This is a genomic window from Stakelama flava (genome assembly GCF_019351405.1).
GTDB lineage: Bacteria > Pseudomonadota > Alphaproteobacteria > Sphingomonadales > Sphingomonadaceae > Sphingomonas > Sphingomonas flava_A.
In genome coordinates this window covers 144,440-165,769 of the sequence record NZ_JAHWZX010000006.1, presented here as the reverse complement: position 1 = coordinate 165,769, position 21,330 = coordinate 144,440, and the positions used below count along the sequence as shown (strand labels likewise).

The following is a 21,330-nucleotide window of genomic DNA, read 5'->3' as shown; positions in this document are numbered from 1 at the left end:
TGCTAAAATACAACGTTATGGTGACCGGTAAAACACATAATTACTGTCAACCATCGCTAATCCGCACCCTTCGATCGCGTTCCGGCGTCGATTTTCAGCATGTCTAACTTTTTGCGCAGCGTATTTCTGTTGATGCCCAGTGCCTTGGCGGCGCGAAGCTGATTTCCGTTGGTTCGTTCCAGTACGACTTCGATCAGCGGCTTTTCCACCTCGGCGATGATCCGGTCATACAGCGAACCGTCTTCCAGCAGCGCAGGCTGCGCCAATGCCATCTGTTTCAGCCGTGCGCGAATTGATTCGGCCAGCCCCCCTTCCCGCGACGCCGGTGCGGGGAGATCGCTGCCCTCCCCCAGCATCGCCCGGATTTCTTCGTCAGCAATCACATCGTCGCGGCCAAGCACCGCGATCCGACGCATCAGGTTTTCCAGTTCGCGCACATTGCCCGGCCAGGAATAGTTTTTCAGCAATTCGATGGCGCTGTCGGCAAGCCGCTTCCGCGGCAGGCCCTGCTCTGCGCCCCGGTCCAGAAAATGGCGTGCGAGCAGTGGAACATCCTGAGGGCGTTCGCGCAGGGGCGGCATGGTGATCGGCACCACGTTCAGGCGGTAGAACAGATCTTCGCGAAACCGGTTTTCCGCGACAAGGCGCGAAAGATCCTTGTTGGTGGCAGCGACGATCCGGACATCGGCGCGAATGGTTCGCGATCCGCCCACACTGATGAATTCGCCCGATTGCAGCACGCGCAGCAGCCGGGTTTGCGCATCCATCGGCATGTCGCCGATTTCGTCGAGAAACAAGGTGCCGCCTGATGCCTGTTCGAACTTGCCCGCGGCGCGCGCCTGCGCGCCAGTGAAGGCGCCGCGTTCGTGGCCGAACAGTTCCGCCTCGATCAATTCGCGCGGGATCGCGGCCATGTTGAGCGCGACAAAGGGGGCATCGCGGCGGTTGCCAAGATCGTGGATCGCCTGCGCCACCAGCTCCTTACCCGTGCCCGATTCGCCGAACACCAGAACGGTAAGGTCGGTCGAAACGACGCGCGCGATCGTCCGATACACGTCCTGCATTGCGGGCGAACGACCGATCAGCGGAAGCGCTTCGTCGGGCGCACCCTCATCGCCCGCGTTCGCCGCCGGATTGCGTTCCAATGCACTGGCGATTGCGGCGGTAAGCGTATCGAGGTCGAACGGCTTGGGCAGATAGTCGAACGCCCCCGCCTCCGTCGCGCGCACTGCCGTTGAAAGCGTGTTCTTCGCCGACAGCACGATGATCGGAAGGCCGGGATGATCGCGGACGATGCGCGACACCATTTCCAGGCCATCGCCATCGGGCAGCACGACATCGGTGACCAGCAGGTCGGGCGTCTTCGCGAATTGCGTCTTCGCCTGCGCCAGCGTTTCGGCGGTGCGCACCCGGTGTCCTGCGCGCTTCAACGCGGCAGCGACGACCGTACGGATTGCCGCATCATCATCGACGACCAGAATATCCGCGGTTTTCATGCCTGCGCCCTTGTCAGAAAAATGCGGAACAACGTGAGCGGCCGTTCACCGCCTTCGCGCGCATAGTGAACGATCCCGCCCATGTCGCGGATCAGCTTGTCGACCAGCGGCAGGCCCAGGCCCTTTCCCTCAGGCTTTCCGGAAACAAAGGGTTCGAACAGATGTTCGGCGATATCGGGCGGGGCGCCGGGACCATTGTCGCTGACGGTGATCTCGATCGGCAGTGGGCGGCGCGGCTGCCCCGGCTCGACGCTGATCGACATGCCGTGGCGGTAGGCGGTGGTGATGCCGATGCGCGGGGCGACGGTTTCATTGGTTGCCTCGGCCGCATTTTTCAGAAGGTTCAGCATCACCTGAAGAAACGCGTCGCGGTCAAGCAGCGCGGGCGGCAGCGACGGATCGTAATTTTCCTCGATCGTCACCCCCTTTGCAAAGCCCGCTTCGGCAAGTGAGCGTGCATGACCCAACAAAGGGTAGATGCTCTGCGCCTGCAATCGCAACGGCCGCGTGTCAGTGAAATCCTCCATGCGGTCGATCAGCGCGGCGACGCGATCGACTTCGGATGTGATGAGATCGGTCAGTTCCTCGGGCGAATCGACGCCGCTTGCCAGCAATTGCGCGGCGCCGCGAATCCCGGAAAGCGGATTCTTTATCTCATGCGCCAGCATCGCCGCCGCGCCGATCGCGGCGCGCGCGCCCGCCGCCCGGTCGATGCCATGGCCCATCCGTCGTCCGGCCGGAGCGTGGTGCAGCGTGACGATCCGCCAATCGGGATGGTCGGCCACGAATCCTTCGACGAAATCGGCGCGTATCCGCGGCCCGCGAAGGATATGGATATCCGCATCGAACGCAGCAAAACCCAGGCTGGGCCGCCGGTCGGCATAGCCCGCGGGAAGGTCAATCAGCGTATCGAGCGGCTGGCCGCGCATCCCGCGTTCCGACTGGTTGAGGAGATGCTCCGCCGCGGCATTGGCACGCGCGACGCAATCGGACGGATCGATCAGCAGCGCCGCCACGGGAAGCGAGGCGAAAAGATCCTCCCCCTTCAGGGCCGGACCGGCCCCTGCCCCACCTTTTTTCAAGCCGCCGCCCGAACGCGCCATGGCGCGTAGAATTCGTCGAGCATCGCCAGCACCCGATCGGGATTTGGTTCCTGGTTCACCTTGTTGCGGAACTCGGCCGATCCGGTCAGCCCCTTGGTGTACCACCCGATATGCTTGCGCGCCATGTTAACGCCCACCTGATTACCATACAGGTCGAGCATCTGGTGATAATGATCGATAATTACACGATATTGTTCATCCAGCGACGGATCGGGCAGCGCCGTCCCGTCGGTCAGCGCGCCCATCATCTGGCGCAGCAGCCAAGGGCGGCCATAAGCGCCGCGCCCGACCATGACGCCGTCTGCGCCGGACCGGGCAAGCGCTTCGCGGGCATCCTCGATCGTGCAGATATCGCCATTGGCGATAACCGGAACGGTCACCGCCTCTTTCACCTTGCGGATGAACGCCCAGTCGGCGCTTCCCTTGTACATCTGACACCGGGTTCGGCCGTGCACGGTGATCATCTTTACGCCGATATCCTCCGCAATGCGCGCGAGTTCGGGGGCGTTCAGGCTGTTATGATCCCAGCCCATCCGCATTTTCAGCGTCACGGGAACCGAGACCGCCTTGACCACCGCTTCAATAATCTCGGTTGCAAGGCGCGGTTCGCGCATCAGCGCCGAACCGGCATAGCCATTCGTCACCTTGCGCACCGGACAACCCATATTGATGTCGATGATCGCAGCACCGCGATCCTCGTTCAACTTCGCCGCCTCGCCCATTTCCTTCGGCGTATTGCCGACAAGCTGCATCGAAACCGGTTCCTCGATCGGGTCCCACGCCGCCTTTTGCACCGACTGGCGCGTTTCGCGAATTGCCGCCTGGCTGGCGATCATTTCGGTGACGTTCAGCCCCGAACCGAAGCGGCGAACGACGCGGCGAAACGGCAGGTCCGTTACGCCGGTCATCGGCGCGAGCAGCACGGGGGCTTCGATCCGGACGGGTCCGATCTGGATTGGGGTAAGTTTGGTCATAATGTGCCTGAAATTTAGGCAGCGCTGTACGCGACATGCGCGTTTTTCGCAAGGCTGGCGGCGGAAGCGGTGTTGCGCTACCGCGCGGCCATGACATTGAAGCGTATCGCCGCGATCATCGTCGCCGCCGGTACGGGCACCCGTTCGGGTTCGCCCGTTCCCAAACAGTTCGCGCCATTGGCGGGGCGGCCAATGGTCGCATACAGCCTGTCGGCGCTTCGCACGCATCCCGCAATAGACGAGATTGTGATCGTCACCGGCGCCGATCAGCAGGCAATGCTGAACGATGCGGTGGGCGATGTATGGTACGTTCCCGGCGGCGAGACGCGGCGCGAGTCGGTGCTGGCGGGACTGGAAGCACTCGCATTGGAAGGCGGCGCGCGGCACGTGCTCATCCATGACGCCGCCCGCCCCTTTCTCTCCCATGGCGTAATCGACCGCCTGCTCGACGCGCTTCGATTCCACAGGGCCGCCGTTCCGGTATTGCCTGTGGCCGATACGCTGGCCGTTGCGGGAGAAATGCTGGGCGATGCGGTGCCGCGCGAACATCTGGTGCGCGTGCAGACACCGCAGGCATTTCATTTCGATGCGATTCTCGCGGCGCACCGGAACTGGCCGGATATGCAAGCGGCGACCGACGATGCCCAGATAGCTCGCGCCGCCGGAATTAGCGTAGCGTCGGTCGAAGGAGAACGCATGCTGGAAAAAATCACCTACCCTGCTGATTTCCGCGCCGCCGAAACCGCGCTTGCCGACGCATTCCACACGCGAACCGGCATGGGGTTCGATGTCCACCGTCTGGTTTCGGGGGAGGAATTGTGGCTTGGCGGCATAAGGATCGATCACGACAAGGGGCTTTCGGGGCATAGTGACGCCGATGTGGCGCTGCACGCCGTAACCGATGCATTGCTCGGCGCGGCAGGGGCCGGCGATATCGGCACCCATTTCCCGCCCAGCGATCCGCAATGGCGTGGTGCACCCTCTTCGCGCTTTCTGGAACATGCACGCGATCTTGTTGCAGCCGCTGGCGGACGGATCGATTTCATCGATCTGACGATCATTTGCGAAGCGCCCAGGATCGGCCCGTATCGGGACGCGATGCGCGCGTGCATCGCAGGGCTGTTGCGGGTCGCCGAGACGCGGATTAGCATCAAGGCGACGACGACGGAGCGGCTGGGCTTTACCGGCCGTGGAGAAGGAATCGCCGCGCAAGCGGCGGCGACAATCCGGATTGCGGAGACTGCCCGATGAACGTCAGGAAAATCGCCGCAGCTGCGACGGGGTGGGCAGCGATCAGCGGCCTTGCCCTCGCATCGTCGGCGAATGCGGCTGCGCCCTGCTTCACCAAGGGCGAAGCCCAGTCGGTAGCGAGCGTTGTCGCGCCCAGCGCGGTGCGCGCCCTGCGCACGCAATGCGTGCCGAAACTGGCGCGATCTTCCTACATGAACCAGTCCGGCGACCGGCTTGTCGCAAAGCTTGATGCAGCCGCCAGGGGCCAATTACCCGATGCGATGAAGGGTATCGCCCGACTGGTGGGCAGTAGCGCGGGCCAGATCGACCTGTCGGCGCTGCCGCCGGAGATGATCCTGCCGCTGATCGACCCGCTCGTCGCGGCGAAGATGGGTGCCCAAAATATTGATGGGGGCGAATGTCGGCGGATCGATCAGGCGCTTTCGCTGATCGACCCGCTGCCCGCGCGCAACATTTCGGGACTGTTGGTCCTGATCCTGCAATTTGACCTCGACAAGCGTGCCTCAGACAAGCAGACGGCGGGCGGCAATCCGCTATTCACCATCTGCGAAGGGCCGGAGAAATAATCCGATGACCGACCGTGTTCTTCCCGACAAACTGTACGAAAGCGCCAAACGCGTGGTCGATGCGAACCGCGCCGCCAATCGCCGGATCGCATTGGCCGAAAGCTGCACCGGCGGGCTGGTGAGTGCTGCGCTGACCGAAATACCGGGTTCCTCCGACATATTCGAAACCGGGTTCGTTACCTATTCGAACGACGCGAAGCTCGACGTTCTCGACGTCAGTCTGGACCTGCTTGAAACCTTCGGATCGGTGTCGATCGCCGTTGCCTGGAGCATGGCGCAGGGCGTGCTGGAACATAGCGATGCCGATGTTGCCGTAGCGATCACGGGAATCGCTGGCCCCGACGGCGGGACCGAGAAAAAGCCGGTGGGCACCGTGGTGTTCGCCCGCGCCGAACGCGGCGCGGATCCACAAAATGTCGTCGCCGACGCGCGCCATTTCGATAATGAAGGTCGCGGTTCGATCCGGCTTCAGGCCGCGTTATGCGCGCTCGAACTATTGATGCCGGGGGCTGAGCCGTTCTCATCATCCGATGACGAATAGAGCTGATCGGCGCGCTGTTCGAACGCGCCGATCATTTTCCGCAATGCCCGGTCGAACACCTGCCCGGCGAGCATTTCGAACATCCGGTTCTTGAACGCGAAATCGACGCAGAAATCGACATAGCAGCCGCCTTCCCCATCGGGACGAAACTGCCAGTCATTGTGCAGATATTTCATCGGCCCGTCGACATATTCGACATGAATATGGTCAGGCCGCTCCATCTTCACGCGTGAGGTGAAGGTTTCGCGCAGCCCCTTGAAACCGACGATCATGTCGGCGACCATTTCGCTCTCCGATTGCGAACGAACGCGAATGGCACTGACCCAGGGCAGAAATTCGTCATACGCCCCGACGTCCGAAACCATGTCGAACATTTGTTCGGGAGTGTAGCGAAGATGCCGCGTTTCGGTGTGTTTGGGCATCAGCCCCTCGCCGCCTGCGCCGCCAGACGCGCCTCCCGATTCGCGCGTAGACGTTCAAAATCGTCGCCCGCATGGTAGCTTGACCGGGTAAGCGGCGAACTGGCGACCAGCAGGAACCCCTTGGCGCGCGCGATCGAAGCATAGGCGTTGAACGCCTGCGGGGTTACAAAATCGGCGACCTTGGCATGTTTCGGCGTTGGCTGGAGATACTGGCCCATGGTCAGAAAATCGATATCGGCCGACCGCATGTCGTCCATCACCTGATGCACTTCGAGCCGTTCCTCTCCCAAACCCAGCATAATGCCCGATTTGGTGAAGATCGACGGGTCGAGCGCCTTCACCTTTTCCAGCAGGCGAAGCGACGCATAATAGCGCGCGCCGGGGCGGATCGTGGGATAGAGCCGCGGCACGGTTTCCAGATTGTGGTTGAAAACATCGGGCCGCGCCTCGACGATCATTTCGAGCGCGCGATCGACCTTGTTACGAAAATCAGGGGTCAGGATTTCGATCGTCGTATCGGGTGCCTGGCTGCGCAGCGCTTCGATAACCTTCACGAACTGGCGGGCACCACCGTCGGGCAGGTCGTCGCGATCGACCGAGGTGATGACGATGTGCTTCAACCCCATCTGCACCGCGACATCGGCGACATGCTGCGGCTCTTTGGGATCGACCATGCGCGGCATGCCGGTCTTCACGTTGCAAAAGGCGCAGGCGCGCGTGCAAGTATCACCCAGGATCATCACCGTCGCATGCTTTTTGGTCCAGCATTCGCCGATATTGGGACAGGCGGCCTCTTCGCAGACGGTGGCGAGATTCTTCTCGCGCATCAGCTTTTTGGTCTCGGCAAAGCCGACCGAAGTCGGCGCCTTTACACGGATCCAGTCGGGCTTGCGCTGGCGCGGCGGCCGGGCGAGGTCGGTAACGTCGTTCATGCTTTCCAGATAGCGATGCATTGCGCCGCTTGCCACCCCCGCCGTGCAATGCGAAAGCGATGCCATGAACGGATTTTCATACCTGCTCGACGGCTATCGCCGGTTTCGCAACAATGACTGGCCGCGCCAGCATGATCGCTGGGCCGAACTGCGCGAAGGACAGTCGCCCCAGGTGATGGTGATCGCCTGTTCGGACAGCCGCGTCGACCCGGCGCAGATTTTCGATGTTTCCCCCGGAGAGATTTTCGTGGTTCGAAACGTCGCCAATCTGGTTCCCCCGTTCGAAGAAGGCGGCGGCCGCCACGGTGTCTCGGCTGCGCTGGAATTCGCGGTGACTCAGCTGGAGGTGCCGCATATCGTCGTGATGGGACATGGTTCGTGCGGCGGATGCCAGGCGGCGTTGTCGCGGCGCTTTCACAACGCGCCGGAGGGGGAAGGCGGCTTCATCGCGCATTGGGTCGACATGCTGGACGATGCGCGTGACCGGATCGTCACCGAATATGGCGATGGCGAGGAAGGGACGCGCGCACTCGAACTGGAAACCGTGCGTATTTCGTTGATGAACCTGCGCAGTTTCCGTTTTGTCGCGGATCGGGTGAGCAACGGCACCCTGTCGCTTCACGGCGCCTATTTCGCGATCCGTGACGGCATCCTGCATCTTATGGGCGAAGACGGCGCGTTCGCGCCAGCCTGACGAAGGTCAGTCTTTGCCTTTACCGAGCTGCTTTTCCGCGAGTTCGTAAAGTTCGGGATCAAGATCGGGCGGGTCCATGCAGACGTGCGCTTCCAGCTGGTCCGTTACTGCGGTCAGCGCGGCGATCCGCGCCGCCTTTTTGTTATTGGCGTCGATCACGGTCCAGGGTGCCCAGCGTGTATCGGTTTGCGCGAACATGTCGTGCATTGCGGCGCAATACGCCTCGCGCCGGGCGCGGTTGCGAAAATCATCCGCTCCGGTCTTCCATTGTTTCCACGGATTGTCGATTCGCTCGCGCAGCCGGTCGTCCTGCTCCGCCTGCGTGATGTGCAAGAACAGCTTCACGATCGATATGCCGCAATCGGCCTGCTGCGCTTCGAATTCATTGATCTCGTCATAAGCGCGCCGCCATTCGGCTTCCTCGGCATAGCCCTCGACGCGTTCGACGAGGACGCGGCCGTACCAGCTGCGGTCGAAAACGGCGATGTTGCGCTTTGCGGGGAGCCGCTGCCAGAATCGCCAGAGGAAATGATGCTCCTTCTCCGCCTGACTGGGAGCGGCGATCGGCCATACCTCGAAATAGCGCGGGTCCCATTCGGCGGTCATCCGCTTGATCGCCCCGCCCTTCCCGGCTGCGTCCCAGCCCTCCAGAACGACCATTGCGGCACGACCGCGAACGATATGCGCAACCTGAATATGCGCCAGACGCTTCTGTATCGCCTTCAGCGCGTCCGAATAATCGCCATCGAAATGCGCGCCGATTTCGTAATCGCCAAGATCGATCGTCATGCTCCGAACCACCCTTGCTCGTCCGCCTTCGCCAAACGAGGTTCCATATATTCCCAAAGGCGTGGGCAGCCACCGCGAATAGGACCCTTGATCCGCTTCACCACCTGACTGTAACTGATGCCGTTTTCGCGCCAGCTCTGCCCTTCATTGTTGAGGTTCAGCAGTGCCGGCATCGCGCGATCAATCGCGTTGGCAAAACGCGCATCCCCACTTTCATTCGCCTCGAACTCAATCCAAAGATCGATCAACGGTCCGGCGATTTCGGGCGGCAGGTAGCCCATGATCCGCTCGACCGCCGCCTTTTCGGCACTCTTCTCAGCAGCCCAGTCGATATCGGCGAATACAAGGGTATCGCCGGTATCTATCTCCCCCAGATCATGGACAAGCAGCATCTGCACAACCCGCGAGAGATTGACCGGATCATCGCAATAGGGTGCAAGCGCATTCGCGAACAGCGCAATCTGCCAGCTATGCTCAGCCGAATTTTCGTAGCGGTCGAGGCCCAGTGGCTTTGTCTTGCGAGTGACGCGCTTGAGCTTGTCGATTTCCATAACAAAATCGATCGCCTGCTGCATGCGCATCACTCCTTACCATCGTTATCAGCCCGCGTCGGGCGAGACTGCCTCGGCGGTGTCCTTTTTCGCCTCGCCGCCCTGACCCGGCTGTTCAACCAGGCGGATGTTGAGTTCGCGAAGCTGTTTGGGCGACACCTCACTCGGCGCGCCCATCATCAGGTCCTCGGCACGCTGAGTCATCGGGAAGGCGATGACTTCGCGGATATTGGGTTCGTCGGCGAGCAGCATGACGATCCGGTCGACACCCGGCGCCGATCCGCCATGCGGCGGAGCGCCATATTTGAACGCGTTGATCATTCCGGCAAAGTTGGTGTCCACGTCCTGCTGGCTGTACCCGGCAATCTCAAACGCCTTATACATGATGTCCGGGCGATGGTTCCGCACCGCACCCGATGACAGTTCGACGCCGTTGCACACGATATCATATTGATAGGCTAGGATATCGAGCGGGTCTTTGCTTTCCAGCGCGTCCATCTCGCCCTGAGGCATCGAGAAGGGGTTATGGCTGAAATCGATCTTCTTCGTATCCTCGTCATATTCGAACATCGGAAAATCGACGATCCAGCAGAATTCGAACCGCTTCTGATCGATCAGGTCGAGTTGTTCACCCACGCGCGTGCGCGCAAGACCAGCAAGCTTTGCCGCCTGCGCTTCCTTTCCGGCAGCGAAGAATAGCCCGTCATCGGGACCGAGGCCGAGTTCATCGGCCAGCCTGTCCATCTTTTCCGGCCCATGATTCTTGGCGATCGGGCCGCCCCATTCGCCGCCCTTGCGCGTGGCGTAGCCAAGACCGGGGAAACCCTCACCCTGCGCCCAACTGTTCATGTCGTCGAAGAATTTACGGCTCTTTTCCGCTGTTCCCGGCGCGGGAATGGCGCGCACCACATCGCCGCTCTCGACGATCGAGGCGAAGCGGCCGAAGCCCGATCCTTCGAAATGCGACGATACGTCGGTGATCTCGACCGGATTGCGAAGATCCGGTTTGTCGTTGCCGTATTTCAGCATCGATTCGCGATAGGGAATGCGCCTGAACGGCAGCGGGCTGACGCTGCGCCCCATGCCTTCCCAGTTCGCGAATTCCTCGAACACGCCGTGCAGCACCGGTTCGATCGCGGCGAACACGTCTTCCTGCGTGACGTAGCTCATTTCGAAATCGAGCTGATAGAATTCGCCGGGGCTGCGATCGGCGCGCGCGTCTTCGTCGCGAAAGCAAGGCGCGATCTGAAAATATTTGTCGAAACCGGCCACCATCAGCAGCTGCTTGAACATCTGCGGCGCCTGCGGCAGCGCATAGAATTTGCCCGGATGCACGCGGCTGGGCACCAGATAGTCGCGCGCGCCCTCCGGCGACGATGCCGTCAGGATCGGCGTCTGGAATTCGGTGAAGCCCTGATCGATCATCCGGCGGCGAAGCGACGCGATAACGTCCGACCGCAGTTTGATATTCTTGTGCACCTTCTCCCGCCGCAGATCGATGTAGCGATAGCGCAGGCGGATATCCTCCGGATATTCGGCATCACCGAACACCGGCATCGGCAATTCCTGCGCCGCCGACTGAACGGTGACCCCGCGCGCGAACACTTCGATCTCACCAGTCGGCAGATTGGCGTTTTTCGTTTCATCGGAGCGCTGTTTCACCAAGCCGTCGATGGTGACCACCGATTCGACGCGCAGCCGATCCAATACCTCAAGCGCGGGCGAATCGCTGTCGGCGACGATCTGGGTGATCCCGAAATTGTCGCGCAGATCGACGAACAGCACGCCGCCATGATCGCGCTTGCGATGGATCCAGCCCGAAAGGCGGATTTCGGCCCCGACATCGGCGGCGCGAAGCTGGGCACAGGTATGAGTGCGATAGGCGTGCATTCGTGTCATTTCCCAAAAAACACGTCACCCCGGCGAAAAACCGGGATCTCTGGCCGCGGGCTGCGCGGATGGCGCGAGATTCCGGCTGCTTGCCGGAATGACAGATAAAAAACTTCGTGGCCGCGCGAAACCGCATCATACACCACTTTGTCAACCCGGACGCGGCGGTATATGGGGGCTGGATGCATATTCACGGGCTTATCGAGGACAGCGCCGACCTCGCCAATCTTTGCGCGCGACTTTCCAACGCCGATTTCGTCACGGTCGATACGGAGTTCATGCGCGAAAACAGCTATTGGCCGGAGCTGTGTCTGATCCAGATTGCGGACGAGAACGAAGCCGCCGCGATCGACCCCATGGCGCCGGGGATGGACATGACCCCGCTGCTCGACCTGCTGACCGAGAATCATGACGTGCTGAAGGTTTTTCATGCGGGCGGGCAGGATCTGGAAATCGTCTACAATCTGACGGGGAAGACGCCGCAGCCGCTGTTCGACACGCAGGTTGCGGCGATGGCGCTGGGTCAGGGTGAACAGATCGGTTATTCGAATCTGGTCGATTCATACCTTGGCATCACGGTGGACAAGGGTGCGCGCTTCACCGACTGGAGCCGCCGGCCGCTCGACGATCGTCAGATCAGCTATGCGATCGCCGACGTGACGCATTTGTCAAAGATCTTTCCGATGATGCTGAAAAAGCTGAAAAATACCGGGCGCGGCGCGTGGCTGAACGAAGAGATGGAGCGGCTTGCTGAACCGTCCAACTATTTCAATGACCCCGATCTTGCGTGGAAGCGTGTGCGCACGCCAAGCCGCAAGGCCGATGTTCTCGGCCGGCTGAAGGCGCTGGCCCGCTGGCGCGAACAGGAAGCGCAGGGCAAGAATTTGCCGCGCGGACGTATCGTAAAGGATGAAACGCTGGGCGACATCGCCGCGCATCCCCCGCGCAAGCAGGGCGACCTTGCAAAGGTACGCGGGCTTTCGGGGGCATGGGCATCAAACGACATTGGTGGGCGCATGATGGACGCGCTTGCCGAAGCGAAGCCGCTGCCGGCCGATGAAATACCCTCACGCGACGATCGCAAACCGGCGCTGGGCAAGGAAGGCGCGCTGGTCGCCGACCTTCTGAAATTGTTGCTGAAGATTCGCGCACGTGAAATAAATGTCGCCGCGCGGTTGCTCGCACGATCGGACGATCTGGAAGCGCTTGCCGCTGGACAGCGCGACAAGCTCGCTATTTTGAATGGCTGGCGGTACGAGCAGTTCGGACGCGACGCACTTGCGCTGGTCGAGGGGCAACTCGGCTTCACCGTGCGCGGCGGCAAATTGAAAATGACCCGTACGGAGGATAAGGAATGACCCGTGCAATGCTGCTTGCTCCGCTATCGGCGCTTATCGCCTGTGCCGCCTGCGCGCAGACTCCGGCACCGGACGATGCCATGAGCAGCCCGCAGGACGGGGTGCGTTCCGAACCCGACCGTCAGTTGGGATCTGGCGCGTGCGACGTTGACGGTCTGAGCGGTTTTGTGGGGCAGACGGGAACGCAAGAGCTTGCGGCGCAGGCGCTTGGAATATCAGGTGCCAGAACCGTGCGCTGGCGCAAGCCGGGGATGGCAATGACGATGGATTACCGCACCGACCGGCTGAATATCGACCTGGATAAACAAAATGTGGTGACCGGGTTCAAATGCGGGTGAGCCGCTCCGGACTATCGCTTTAGCCCCGGTTCGAGGTTCATTGCGCCGGCCAGCGCCTTGTGACGGCGGGCAACAGTCTCGCTATAGAGTGCCGTATCGGCTTCACGCACGTTCAATATGAGTGATTTGTCGTGCCGTTCGAGCCGCGATCGATCGAGCGGACCAGCGACGCCGCCGCTCCACCGCTGTCCCAGCCGTATCGCCAGTCCCCATTGTTTCGCGCGTTCCAGGTCGTCATAGGGTGCAAGCTGAACCAGCGGCTCCGGACTGCTCATCCCGCCGCCTAACGACGTAAAAAGCGCCTGCCCAAGCAGCGCGCGGCCCCAGCCGTCGATCGCCACCCAATTGCCGTGAAGCGCGATTTCCAGCCCGCGTTCGGCACGAAACTCCGGATTGGCGCTCCATCCGACATCGGCGAGCAGGCAGGCGGTGTGACGAAGCCGAGCATGCCGCGCATCTTCATCTCCGAACAACGGCGCAATCCAGTCACCAAGCAAGTCGCCATGTTCGGGAAAACGCCCCAGTCGCTGCGCCTCTTCATGCGCCATGACGAGCAACGGATCACGCTCTCGCTCCTCATCGGGAAGCGCCTGATGGAACAGGCCTTCGCGAAGCCCGAAGGCGGAGACGATTACTTCCTTGGTGCCAAGCTGTTCCATCAGCACGGAAAGCAGCGCGCCAGCCTCCCCCAAGGTCGCCACGCGGCCGCTCGACAGGTTCGGAATGGCGCGTAACCTTCCCTTCGAAATATGCGCGACAGTGCGGCGCAGCCGCTCGACCGCATCCCGGTCCATGCGATAGCCGTGGATGACCGGCAGCGGATATTGGGTCAGGTGCATGTCGAGCCTGGCGAGCGCACGCCATGATCCGCCGACCATGTACAGCGGAACACCCTTCCCCGCCCCGCTCCACCCCGCCTCTGCGATCAGGGTGGCGACGCGCTTTTCCAGCGTCCGTTTACCCTTGGCGCGCAGCTTCCCGATGCGAAGCACGCCAAGCGGGAACGACGCACGCTCATGCACCGACCCGTCGCCCACCCGGACGAGTTCCAAGCTGCCACCGCCCAGATCGCCGACGATGCCCCGCGCATCGGGGATCGCGCACAGCACGCCGTTACCCGCGGCCTGCGCCTCATCCTCGCCCGACAGCAATTCGACATTAAGGCCCAACGCCTTTGCTGCATCGAGCAGGTCGCCGCCATTTTCGGCGTCTCGCACCGCAGCCGTCGCCACGCAGCGAAGGTCCGCCACCTCCATTTCCCGGCACAGCGCGGCAAACCGGGCAAGCGCCGGTTTGGCCAGTTTCATCGATTCGTCCGATATCCGGCCATTCTCGCTCAGGCCCCGGCCAAGCCCTGCCAATATCTTTTCATTATAAACGATCGAGGGAAGCCGGCTGGGGCCGGCGTAAACGACCAGACGGATCGAGTTGGACCCGATATCGATGATCGCACCATGCGTTCGGGCAGCCGTGCTGACGCGCACTTTTCGAAACGAAAGCGTTGCCATGAATTGAAACCTATCCGTCACGATTGTTGGAATGGCGGCGGCGAAGCGACAGCTTCTTTGGCATTGATTCACCGCTTTCCAGCGCGGCCCCGCGTCCGGAAAGCGACGGATTGGTCATGAAGTAACGATGCAGGTTGAACGGTCGCGCGCCCTTTTCGATCCGTTCATAGCTGCCGTCGGGATGCAGTTCCCAGCTTTGTTCGGTGTCGATCAGATTGGCGACCATGACTTGGTCGAGCACCTGATCGTGCACGGTCGGGTTGGTGATCGGCAGCATATATTCCACCCTGCGGTCGAAATTGCGCGGCATCCAGTCGGCCGAGGAGATGAAAAGCGACGCGCCGTCATTGGGAAGCGCCTTGCCATTGCCGAACGCCCAGATGCGGCTGTGTTCGAGAAACCGACCGACGCATGATTTTACGTGGATATTGTCCGACATGTCCGCCACACCGGGCCGCAGGCAGCAAATGCCGCGAACGACAAGATCGATCTCCACGCCCGCATTGCTGGCTTCGTACAATTTCTCGATCATCGCCGGGTCGACCAGCGAATTCATCTTGGCCCAGATTGCCGCCGGTTTTCCGGCGCGCGCGTTCGTGATTTCACGATCGACCAGTTCGGTGAGCCGGGGCCGAATGTCGCGCGGGGAAATTGCCATACATTCCAGGTCGCCGGGTTCGACATAGCCGGTGATATAATTGAAGATGCGACTGGCGTCGCGCCCGATCGCGGGGTCTGCGGTGAAGAAGCTGAGATCGGTGTAAATTCGCGCGGTGACCGGGTGGTAATTCCCCGTCCCGAAATGGCAGTAGGTCCGAAATCCGGTCCCTTCGCGCCGGACGACCATCGATACCTTGGCGTGAGTCTTCCAGTCGATAAAGCCGTAGACGACCTGAACCCCTGCGCGTTCCAGCGCATTGGCCCAAAGCAGATTCTGCTCCTCGTCGAACCGCGCCTTCAGTTCGACCACCGCGGTCACCGATTTTCCCGCTTCGGCCGCCGCGATCAGCGCCTGAATCACTGCCGACTGCTTGCCCGCTCGGTACAGCGTCTGTTTGATCGCGACGACATCCGGATCCTGCGCCGCCTGCTTCAGAAAGGCGAGGACGACATCGAATGTTTCATACGGGTGATGGACGATAATGTCCTTCGCCCGGATCGCCGCGAAGCAGTCACCGCCATATTCGCGGATGCGTTCGGGGAAACGCGGGCTGAACGGCGTGAATTTCAGGTCGGGCCGGTCCTCTTCGACCAGCGCGGCGAGGTCGCCCATGGCGAGAAACCCGCCCGTTTCGATCAACAACGCATCGATGCCGCCAAGCTCTTCCTTCAGCACCGATTCAAGCTCGTCGCTCATATCGGTTTCGACTTCCAGCCGGATCACCCTACCCCGGCGGCGGCGCTTTATCGCGCTGCGGAAATACAGGACCAGGTCCTCCGCTTCTTCCTCGACTTCGATATCGCTGTCGCGAAGGATGCGGAAAGCGGCAGCGGATTCGACGCGATATCCGGGGAAAAGCTGGTCCGAAAAGCGCTTTATCAGCGTTTCGACCGCAACATAGCGTGCGCGATCGCCGACCAGCCGGACAAAGCGCGGCGTGCTGGACGGGAGAAGCACGAGTTCGCGCACCTGCTCGCCATCGGAATCGCGCACCAGATCGAGAATGACGCTCAATCCGCCATTGGGAATGAAGGGGAATGGGTGCGCCGGATCGAGCGCCTGGGGCGTCAGGATAGGAAAAATACACTCGCGAAAATGCGATTCCAGTGCTTTCAGTGCTTGCGCGTCGATCGTCGCGGGATCGAGCACGTCGATACCTGCCTCCGCCAGTTCGCCATGGATATCGCGCCAAACCGCCTGCTGGTCATCGACCAGTTCGCTCGTTTTTTCGGCGATCGCTGCGAGTTGCTGGCTTGGCGTCAGGCCATCGGCCGATGGTTGCTCCACATTCTGGAGCTGCTGTCCTTTCAGCCCGGCGACCCGGACCATGAAGAATTCGTCCAGATTGGACGCCGAAATCGACAGGAAACGAAGCCTTTCGAGCAGCGGATGCGCGCGGTTGCAAGCCTCTTCCAGCACGCGGCGATTAAAGGCCAGCCAGGACAATTCGCGATTGAAAAAACGGCTTTCCGCTTCGCTTTCCCCCGCCGGGGCGGGATCGTTCGCAACCGGCAACTGACTGTTCATCCTTCACCCCTGCTGTTTGTGGTCCCACGACGATGGCGGCTTGGCTTCCGACAGGATGTCACGCGCTCGCGGCACGGTAAGCCGCCTGCTGCGGGCGCCGCGTAACCCGTCCTCAATAGCCTCTACTGTTGACAGTAACGCGACATAGCTGCGTTCGGTCCGTTTCGAGAGCCATTCAAGCACCTCCGGCCCGGCAACGATTTCGCGTCGCGCGAACCAGAAACCCAGCAATTCGGCGATCAGCGTGTCGTCGGGCGGGTCGATCCGCAAAACCGGCGTGGCGGCAAGCCGCGATCGCAGATCGGGGAGCTTCACCTGCCATTGCGGCGGAGGCGAATCACATATGATGAGCAGCGGCGTACGTTGTGCCTGGGCGAGGTTCCACGCATGAAACAATCGGGTTTCGTCGGCCGATTGCGCGTCGTCGAACACATGGCCGCCGGTTCGCGATGCGAATATCCGCGCCAGCCGGCTGCGTCCTGATTTGCGCGGTCCGGTCAGGATCGCCGCCATTACCGGCCAGGCGCCGCGGTGTTCGAGCATATGGACGGCGCGGGAATTGGCCTCACCGATCAGGAAAACGTCCGCGCTCGAGTCGGCGGGCCAGTCGAGCGGCAGCTCGAGCTGGCTCATCCGGTGCTGCTGTTCCCGGGCGTTTCGCCCTCCCCTGTGGAAGATCGTCCGCCGTTGCCGCCGCCGCGACGCACGCGAAGCGTGTTTCCGGCCTGTTGCACCTGCCATCCGCGCGCCTGAAGCGCGGTGGCAAGCCCGGATACGGTCCCGTCATAGCTTACCCGCATCACCGATACGCCGCCCAGCGCAAGACTGCTGGTCGCGGCCGATCGCACGCCGGGAATGGCGCGCATCGCCGATTCGGCACCGGTGACCGCGGCGACCGAGGGCGTGTCGACCTGAACATTGACGACTGAGCTGGCACTGGCGCTTGGCGTATCGCTGGGAAGCGGGGGTATCGGCTGCGCTTGCTGCGAGACATCGGCCTGCGAATCATCGGTTTCTTCGATCCGCGGCGGCCGGTTGGCAAGCCCGCTGTCGCGCTGCAACGCGCCGTTGGACAGCGCGCGCTGATAGATGGCGTCGAGCCGCTTCACCCCTTCGTCGAGAAGCGCGCCAAGACCGTCGCTATTTTCCACGCGAAGGCTGAACCGGTCGATTTCCTGATTATCCGGCCCGTGCCCGGCGATGAAGGTCGCGATGATCGGACCGCCCGGCCATTGGCGTTCGATCCGCACCTCGGGCACCAGCACGTCGGACGCGCCATATTGATCCAGCGTCGAACGCCACCAGTTGCGCCCCCGTCGATCGGCCTGTCCCGCGTTCAACAGCAACGGGTCCGGCCCCGTGCCGCTGACACGGACATAATCGATCGCGCTGTTACCGGTGCGAAATCGGTCCCATGCCTGATTCCACGCGGTTTTCCGTTCAAGCGTGGTTGCCGTACCCGCCGACCATTGCAGCGGGATCACCAGCATCGGCGGAGAACGAGTCATCCGCTGCGCCACGCCCAGAATGCTGCTTGCCTTGTCGCGGCGGAACAGGACGCCCAGCCGGGCAATATAACGGTCCGGCCCGATTTCCTCGCGCTCGATCACGATCCCGGCAACAATATTGTTCAGCGTCGAATCGGGCAGCGATCCACCTTTTCCGGTCAATCGTTGCGAAAGCTTGTCCCAGCCTTTGCGCTGCGCGATTCGCCAGCCATCTTCTCGCGCCTGCTCGGCTGTCTTACCCCGCACATCGACATCGATGCCGCCGACTTCGAACGTGCCCGCGCTGTCGATGGGGGCGTTCGTCACCACGCCGCCCGATTGAGCGGTGGCGAAGCGCGCGACACCGCCGACACCGGCGGCGAGCACGGCAAGCGAGCAAAATATGAGCGGGCGCCTGATCATTTCGCCGCCCTTTTGGCGAAGCGGGCGTGGAAATCCAAGCGCGATCTGTTTAGGCGATGCGACATGAGCAGCAACGATCGGGGCGATGCGCCCTATACCTATGCCCGTGCGGGCGTTTCCATCGATGCCGGTAACGCGCTGGTCCGCGCGATCGGCCCACTAGCCCGCGCAACCCGTCGACCGGGCGCTGACGCCGATCTGGGCGGCTTTGGCGGCATCTTCGATTTGAGGGCGGCCGGGTTCACCGACCCGCTGCTGGTCGCGGCGAATGACGGCGTGGGAACCAAGCTGAAACTAGCGATCGAAAGCGGGCGTCATGACGGCGTCGGAATCGATCTGGTCGCGATGTGCGCAAACGACCTGATCGTGCAGGGGGCAGAGCCGCTCTTCTTCCTCGATTATTATGCCAGTGCAAAGCTGGACACTGCGGTGGCGCAGCGGGTGGTCGCCTCGATCGCCGATGGGTGCCAACAGGCGGGATGCGCCCTTATCGGCGGCGAGACGGCGGAGATGCCGGGAATGTATGCCGAGGGCGATTATGATCTGGCCGGCTTCTGCGTTGGCGCGGTCGAGCGCGACCGGCTTCTCGATGGCAGCAAGGTGGCCCCGGGCGACGTGATTCTGGGTCTTGCCTCGTCGGGCGTCCATTCCAACGGTTTTTCGCTGGTGCGCCGCCTTGCCGCCGATAAGGGGTGGAAGCTGAACCGGCCCGCGCTTTTCGATCAGGAGGTCATTCTGATCGATGCATTGATGGCGCCGACGCGGATTTATGTGAAAAGCCTGTTGCCGCTGGTCAGTGCAGGTCGAATTCACGGCCTTGCGCATATCACTGGCGGCGGGCTGCTCGAAAATATTCCGCGCGTGCTTCGCGACGGCTCTCACGCCCTGATCGATGCCGATAGTTGGCAGCAGCCCGGATTGATGGCGTTTCTGCAAGCGCAGGGGAATATCGAGCCGGAGGAAATGGCGCGCACCTTCAATTGCGGAATCGGCATGGCGGTTATTGTTTCCGAAAGCGAAGCCGAGGATGTCGCCCGCGCATTGGAAACAGCAGGCGAGCGCGTTTTGCGCATCGGCAAGGTGGAAGCGGGCGCGCGCAGCTGCACCGTAACGGGCAGCGCGGGCACATGGAGCGCACGGTCGGACTGGTCGGCAACCCATGACGGCTAAACGACGCGTCGGCATCCTTATTTCGGGGCGCGGGTCGAACATGGCCGCGCTGGTCGAAGCGGCGCAAGCGCCGGAATGCCCCTATGCGGTGGCGCTGGTGGCCAGCGACAAGCCGGACGCCCCCGGGCTTGGCTGGGCGACCGACAACGGCGTCGCGACCTTTGCGCAGTCGCCCAAGCGCATCGCCAAGGCCGAATATGAAGCGGCGATCGACGGCGCGCTTCGCGACGCGGGCGTCGAGGTGATCGCGCTTGCCGGCTATATGCGGTTGCTGTCGGATGATTTCGTGGCGCGCTGGCGCGGCCGGATCATCAATATCCACCCCTCGCTGCTCCCCAAATATAAGGGGCTCGACACCCATGCGCGCGCCATCGCGGCCGGGGATCGCGTTGCGGGGTGTTCGGTGCATATCGTCACCGAAGAGCTCGATGGCGGCGCCGTATTGGGACAGGCGGAGGTGCCGATCAACGCAGACGACACGGCGGAAAGCCTTGCCGCGCGTGTGCTGATGGAAGAACATCGTCTTTATCCCAAGGTCCTGGCGGAGTTTATCAACCGATGACGCCCGAAGCCCAAACCATTGCCGAAAAACTGCGCCCGCTCTGCCTCGATTTGCCCGAAACATGCGAAACATCGCTTGACGGCATGCCCGCTTTCGGGATTGAAGAGGACCGGATTTTCGCACGACTGAGCGATCGTGACGGCCGGATCGCTGTAGTCGTGAAGGTCAGCGACAGCGACGAGCGCGCGATGCTGATCGCCAAACATCCCGATCGCTATCATGACGTCGCGCAAGCGGGTTCTGATGACTGGGTCGCCCTGCGCCTCGATGGCCCGGACATCGACTGGGCGCAGGTAGCAGATCGCATTGCCGCCAGTTGGGAGCTGGTAGCGCCCATACACCTGCTGGAGGCGGGCGGCCGGTGAACGATATGCCTGATACCGACGCCGCTTCGCCAAAAGATCCCGAACCGCCGAAAATTCGCGCTGAGCGGGAGGAAAGCGAACGCCAGGAAAAGGCGCGCCGTCGCCGCCTGCTGACGCTTGCCGAAATACTCGGTATTGTTGCGCTCATCATCTCGGCTGCGACCTTGTGGAACAATGTCACCATGCGCCGGAGTCAGGAGCAGGCGCGCGAGACCGATCAGGCGGAAACGGCAAAGCAACAGCGCGCGGCGGCGCATGAAGCGGCGCTGGTTTCACTGGACGGCACCCCGCGCGACGGTGGTCGAACACTGCTGCTGTCCGACCGCGCGGACCATTCGATTCAGAGCGCGCGGATCATATTCCCGCCTGCTCTTGGCATCGCCGGTCAGGATACGTTGCTTGAACCCAAGATCGAAAGCGGCTGGTTCGCCGACAAGCTGCTCGCCCTTACCGATGGCGGGCCGGATAGAATTCAGGGGCGTCTGCCGGTCGAAATCGCGGCAAGCTATTGGGCAGGCGACGCGCATCGCACGGATCGCGCGATCTATGACATCGTTTTCACCACCGAAGGGCAGGTGCTTCGCGGCCGCAAACTGAAGCTGAAAGGCATCGTACTTCGCCAGCGCATGTCGGGCGATGCGGGCGCCCGGCTCGACCGGCTTTGGGCCACCGAGCGCGAGCGCCTGCAAGCATTGAAGGATTGACCCCGCCATCGGGCGGCG

General features: G+C 62.0%; 22 protein-coding genes. 10 read left to right on the top strand and 12 right to left on the bottom strand.

The annotated features are described in order from the left end of the window. Window positions 1–56: 56 nt before the first annotated feature. Genes ntrC through dusB form a run of 3 tightly spaced genes read right to left on the bottom strand, consistent with a single transcriptional unit; the run spans window position 57 to window position 3,573 of the window. Window positions 57–1,496: a nitrogen regulation protein NR(I) gene (ntrC, locus tag KY084_RS08645; protein ID WP_219238057.1), complete on the bottom strand. Its 1,440-nt coding sequence runs from the start codon at window positions 1,494–1,496 to the stop codon at window positions 57–59. Continuing rightward, window positions 1,493–2,599, bottom strand: a complete 1,107-nt coding sequence (locus tag KY084_RS08640; RefSeq protein ID WP_219238056.1) for a two-component system sensor histidine kinase NtrB — start codon at window positions 2,597–2,599, stop codon at window positions 1,493–1,495. The genes ntrC and KY084_RS08640 overlap by 4 nt, the downstream gene beginning before the upstream one ends. After that, a complete protein-coding gene (gene dusB, locus KY084_RS08635; protein ID WP_219238055.1) occupies window positions 2,575–3,573 on the bottom strand; it encodes a tRNA dihydrouridine synthase DusB in 999 nt (332 codons plus the stop codon). Before dusB ends, KY084_RS08640 begins: the two co-directional genes overlap by 25 nt. Window positions 3,574–3,663: 90 nt before the next feature. Between dusB and KY084_RS08630 the strand changes: the two genes are divergently transcribed. Genes KY084_RS08630 through KY084_RS08620 form a run of 3 tightly spaced genes read left to right on the top strand, consistent with a single transcriptional unit; the run spans window position 3,664 to window position 5,931 of the window. Then, entirely contained in the window at window positions 3,664–4,824 is a 1,161-nt protein-coding gene (locus KY084_RS08630; RefSeq protein WP_219238054.1) for a bifunctional 2-C-methyl-D-erythritol 4-phosphate cytidylyltransferase/2-C-methyl-D-erythritol 2,4-cyclodiphosphate synthase, read from the top strand. Next, window positions 4,821–5,390 carry a hypothetical protein gene (locus KY084_RS08625; protein WP_219238053.1) on the top strand — a complete coding sequence of 190 codons (570 nt, stop codon included), beginning with the start codon at window positions 4,821–4,823 and terminating at the stop codon, window positions 5,388–5,390. Before KY084_RS08630 ends, KY084_RS08625 begins: the two co-directional genes overlap by 4 nt. Before the next feature lie 4 nt (window positions 5,391–5,394). Further along, complete coding sequence (locus KY084_RS08620) at window positions 5,395–5,931, top strand: CinA family protein (RefSeq protein ID WP_219238052.1); 537 nt, start codon at window positions 5,395–5,397, stop codon at window positions 5,929–5,931. Here the strand turns inward: KY084_RS08620 and KY084_RS08615 are convergent. Both KY084_RS08615 and lipA read right to left on the bottom strand, forming a co-directional pair. After that, window positions 5,859–6,353, bottom strand: a complete 495-nt coding sequence (locus KY084_RS08615; protein ID WP_219238051.1) for a type II toxin-antitoxin system RatA family toxin — start codon at window positions 6,351–6,353, stop codon at window positions 5,859–5,861. The two genes, KY084_RS08620 and KY084_RS08615, sit on opposite strands and share 73 nt — an antisense overlap. Continuing rightward, window positions 6,353–7,285, bottom strand: a complete 933-nt coding sequence (lipA, locus tag KY084_RS08610) for a lipoyl synthase (RefSeq protein ID WP_219238083.1) — start codon at window positions 7,283–7,285, stop codon at window positions 6,353–6,355. Before lipA ends, KY084_RS08615 begins: the two co-directional genes overlap by 1 nt. Window positions 7,286–7,349: 64 nt before the next feature. Here lipA and KY084_RS08605 point away from each other — a divergent pair, with 64 nt between their 5' ends. Further along, window positions 7,350–7,979, top strand: a complete 630-nt coding sequence (locus KY084_RS08605) for a carbonic anhydrase (RefSeq protein WP_219238050.1) — start codon at window positions 7,350–7,352, stop codon at window positions 7,977–7,979. A 6-nt stretch (window positions 7,980–7,985) separates the two neighbouring features. Here KY084_RS08605 and KY084_RS08600 read toward each other — a convergent pair whose 3' ends face one another. From KY084_RS08600 to aspS, 3 genes are read right to left on the bottom strand one after another with little or no spacing between them, the layout of a single operon-like run. Next, the gene (locus KY084_RS08600; protein WP_219238049.1) at window positions 7,986–8,768 is read right to left on the bottom strand and encodes a polyphosphate kinase 2 family protein; all 783 of its coding nucleotides are present in this window, start codon (window positions 8,766–8,768) and stop codon (window positions 7,986–7,988) included. Then, on the bottom strand, window positions 8,765–9,343 hold the full coding sequence (locus tag KY084_RS08595) for an HD domain-containing protein (RefSeq protein WP_219238048.1): 579 nt from the start codon (window positions 9,341–9,343) through the stop codon (window positions 8,765–8,767). The genes KY084_RS08600 and KY084_RS08595 overlap by 4 nt, the downstream gene beginning before the upstream one ends. 24 nt (window positions 9,344–9,367) lie before the next feature. Further along, the gene (gene aspS, locus KY084_RS08590; protein WP_219238047.1) at window positions 9,368–11,209 is read right to left on the bottom strand and encodes an aspartate--tRNA ligase; all 1,842 of its coding nucleotides are present in this window, start codon (window positions 11,207–11,209) and stop codon (window positions 9,368–9,370) included. 182 nt (window positions 11,210–11,391) lie between these two features. Between aspS and rnd the strand changes: the two genes are divergently transcribed. Together rnd and KY084_RS08580 are read left to right on the top strand one after the other, a co-directional pair. Next, a complete protein-coding gene (rnd, locus tag KY084_RS08585; protein ID WP_219238046.1) occupies window positions 11,392–12,567 on the top strand; it encodes a ribonuclease D in 1,176 nt (391 codons plus the stop codon). Beyond that, window positions 12,564–12,905 carry an I78 family peptidase inhibitor gene (locus tag KY084_RS08580; protein ID WP_219238045.1) on the top strand — a complete coding sequence of 114 codons (342 nt, stop codon included), beginning with the start codon at window positions 12,564–12,566 and terminating at the stop codon, window positions 12,903–12,905. Before rnd ends, KY084_RS08580 begins: the two co-directional genes overlap by 4 nt. 11 nt (window positions 12,906–12,916) lie before the next feature. On the opposite strand, the gene KY084_RS08575 is transcribed toward KY084_RS08580, so the two are convergent. From KY084_RS08575 to KY084_RS08560, 4 genes are read right to left on the bottom strand one after another with little or no spacing between them, the layout of a single operon-like run. Beyond that, the gene (locus tag KY084_RS08575) at window positions 12,917–14,413 is read right to left on the bottom strand and encodes a Ppx/GppA family phosphatase (RefSeq protein ID WP_219238044.1); all 1,497 of its coding nucleotides are present in this window, start codon (window positions 14,411–14,413) and stop codon (window positions 12,917–12,919) included. Between the two features lie 10 nt (window positions 14,414–14,423). After that, window positions 14,424–16,601, bottom strand: coding sequence for an RNA degradosome polyphosphate kinase (locus KY084_RS08570; protein WP_219238043.1), 2,178 nt, complete (start codon window positions 16,599–16,601; stop codon window positions 14,424–14,426). Window positions 16,602–16,604: 3 nt separating this feature from the next. Continuing rightward, on the bottom strand, window positions 16,605–17,234 hold the full coding sequence (locus KY084_RS08565) for a P-loop NTPase family protein (protein ID WP_219238042.1): 630 nt from the start codon (window positions 17,232–17,234) through the stop codon (window positions 16,605–16,607). Then, window positions 17,231–18,511 carry a heavy-metal-associated domain-containing protein gene (locus tag KY084_RS08560; protein WP_246586995.1) on the bottom strand — a complete coding sequence of 427 codons (1,281 nt, stop codon included), beginning with the start codon at window positions 18,509–18,511 and terminating at the stop codon, window positions 17,231–17,233. The genes KY084_RS08565 and KY084_RS08560 overlap by 4 nt, the downstream gene beginning before the upstream one ends. Before the next feature lie 63 nt (window positions 18,512–18,574). Here KY084_RS08560 and purM point away from each other — a divergent pair, with 63 nt between their 5' ends. The 4 genes from purM to KY084_RS08540 are packed head-to-tail and all read left to right on the top strand — an operon-like array spanning window position 18,575 to window position 21,312. Then, complete coding sequence (gene purM, locus KY084_RS08555; protein WP_219238041.1) at window positions 18,575–19,681, top strand: phosphoribosylformylglycinamidine cyclo-ligase; 1,107 nt, start codon at window positions 18,575–18,577, stop codon at window positions 19,679–19,681. Next, window positions 19,671–20,243 carry a phosphoribosylglycinamide formyltransferase gene (gene purN, locus KY084_RS08550; RefSeq protein WP_219238040.1) on the top strand — a complete coding sequence of 191 codons (573 nt, stop codon included), beginning with the start codon at window positions 19,671–19,673 and terminating at the stop codon, window positions 20,241–20,243. Before purM ends, purN begins: the two co-directional genes overlap by 11 nt. Further along, window positions 20,240–20,608 carry an MmcQ/YjbR family DNA-binding protein gene (locus tag KY084_RS08545; RefSeq protein WP_219238039.1) on the top strand — a complete coding sequence of 123 codons (369 nt, stop codon included), beginning with the start codon at window positions 20,240–20,242 and terminating at the stop codon, window positions 20,606–20,608. Before purN ends, KY084_RS08545 begins: the two co-directional genes overlap by 4 nt. Then, window positions 20,605–21,312, top strand: a complete 708-nt coding sequence (locus KY084_RS08540; RefSeq protein ID WP_219238038.1) for a hypothetical protein — start codon at window positions 20,605–20,607, stop codon at window positions 21,310–21,312. The genes KY084_RS08545 and KY084_RS08540 overlap by 4 nt, the downstream gene beginning before the upstream one ends. Window positions 21,313–21,330 lie beyond the last annotated feature (18 nt).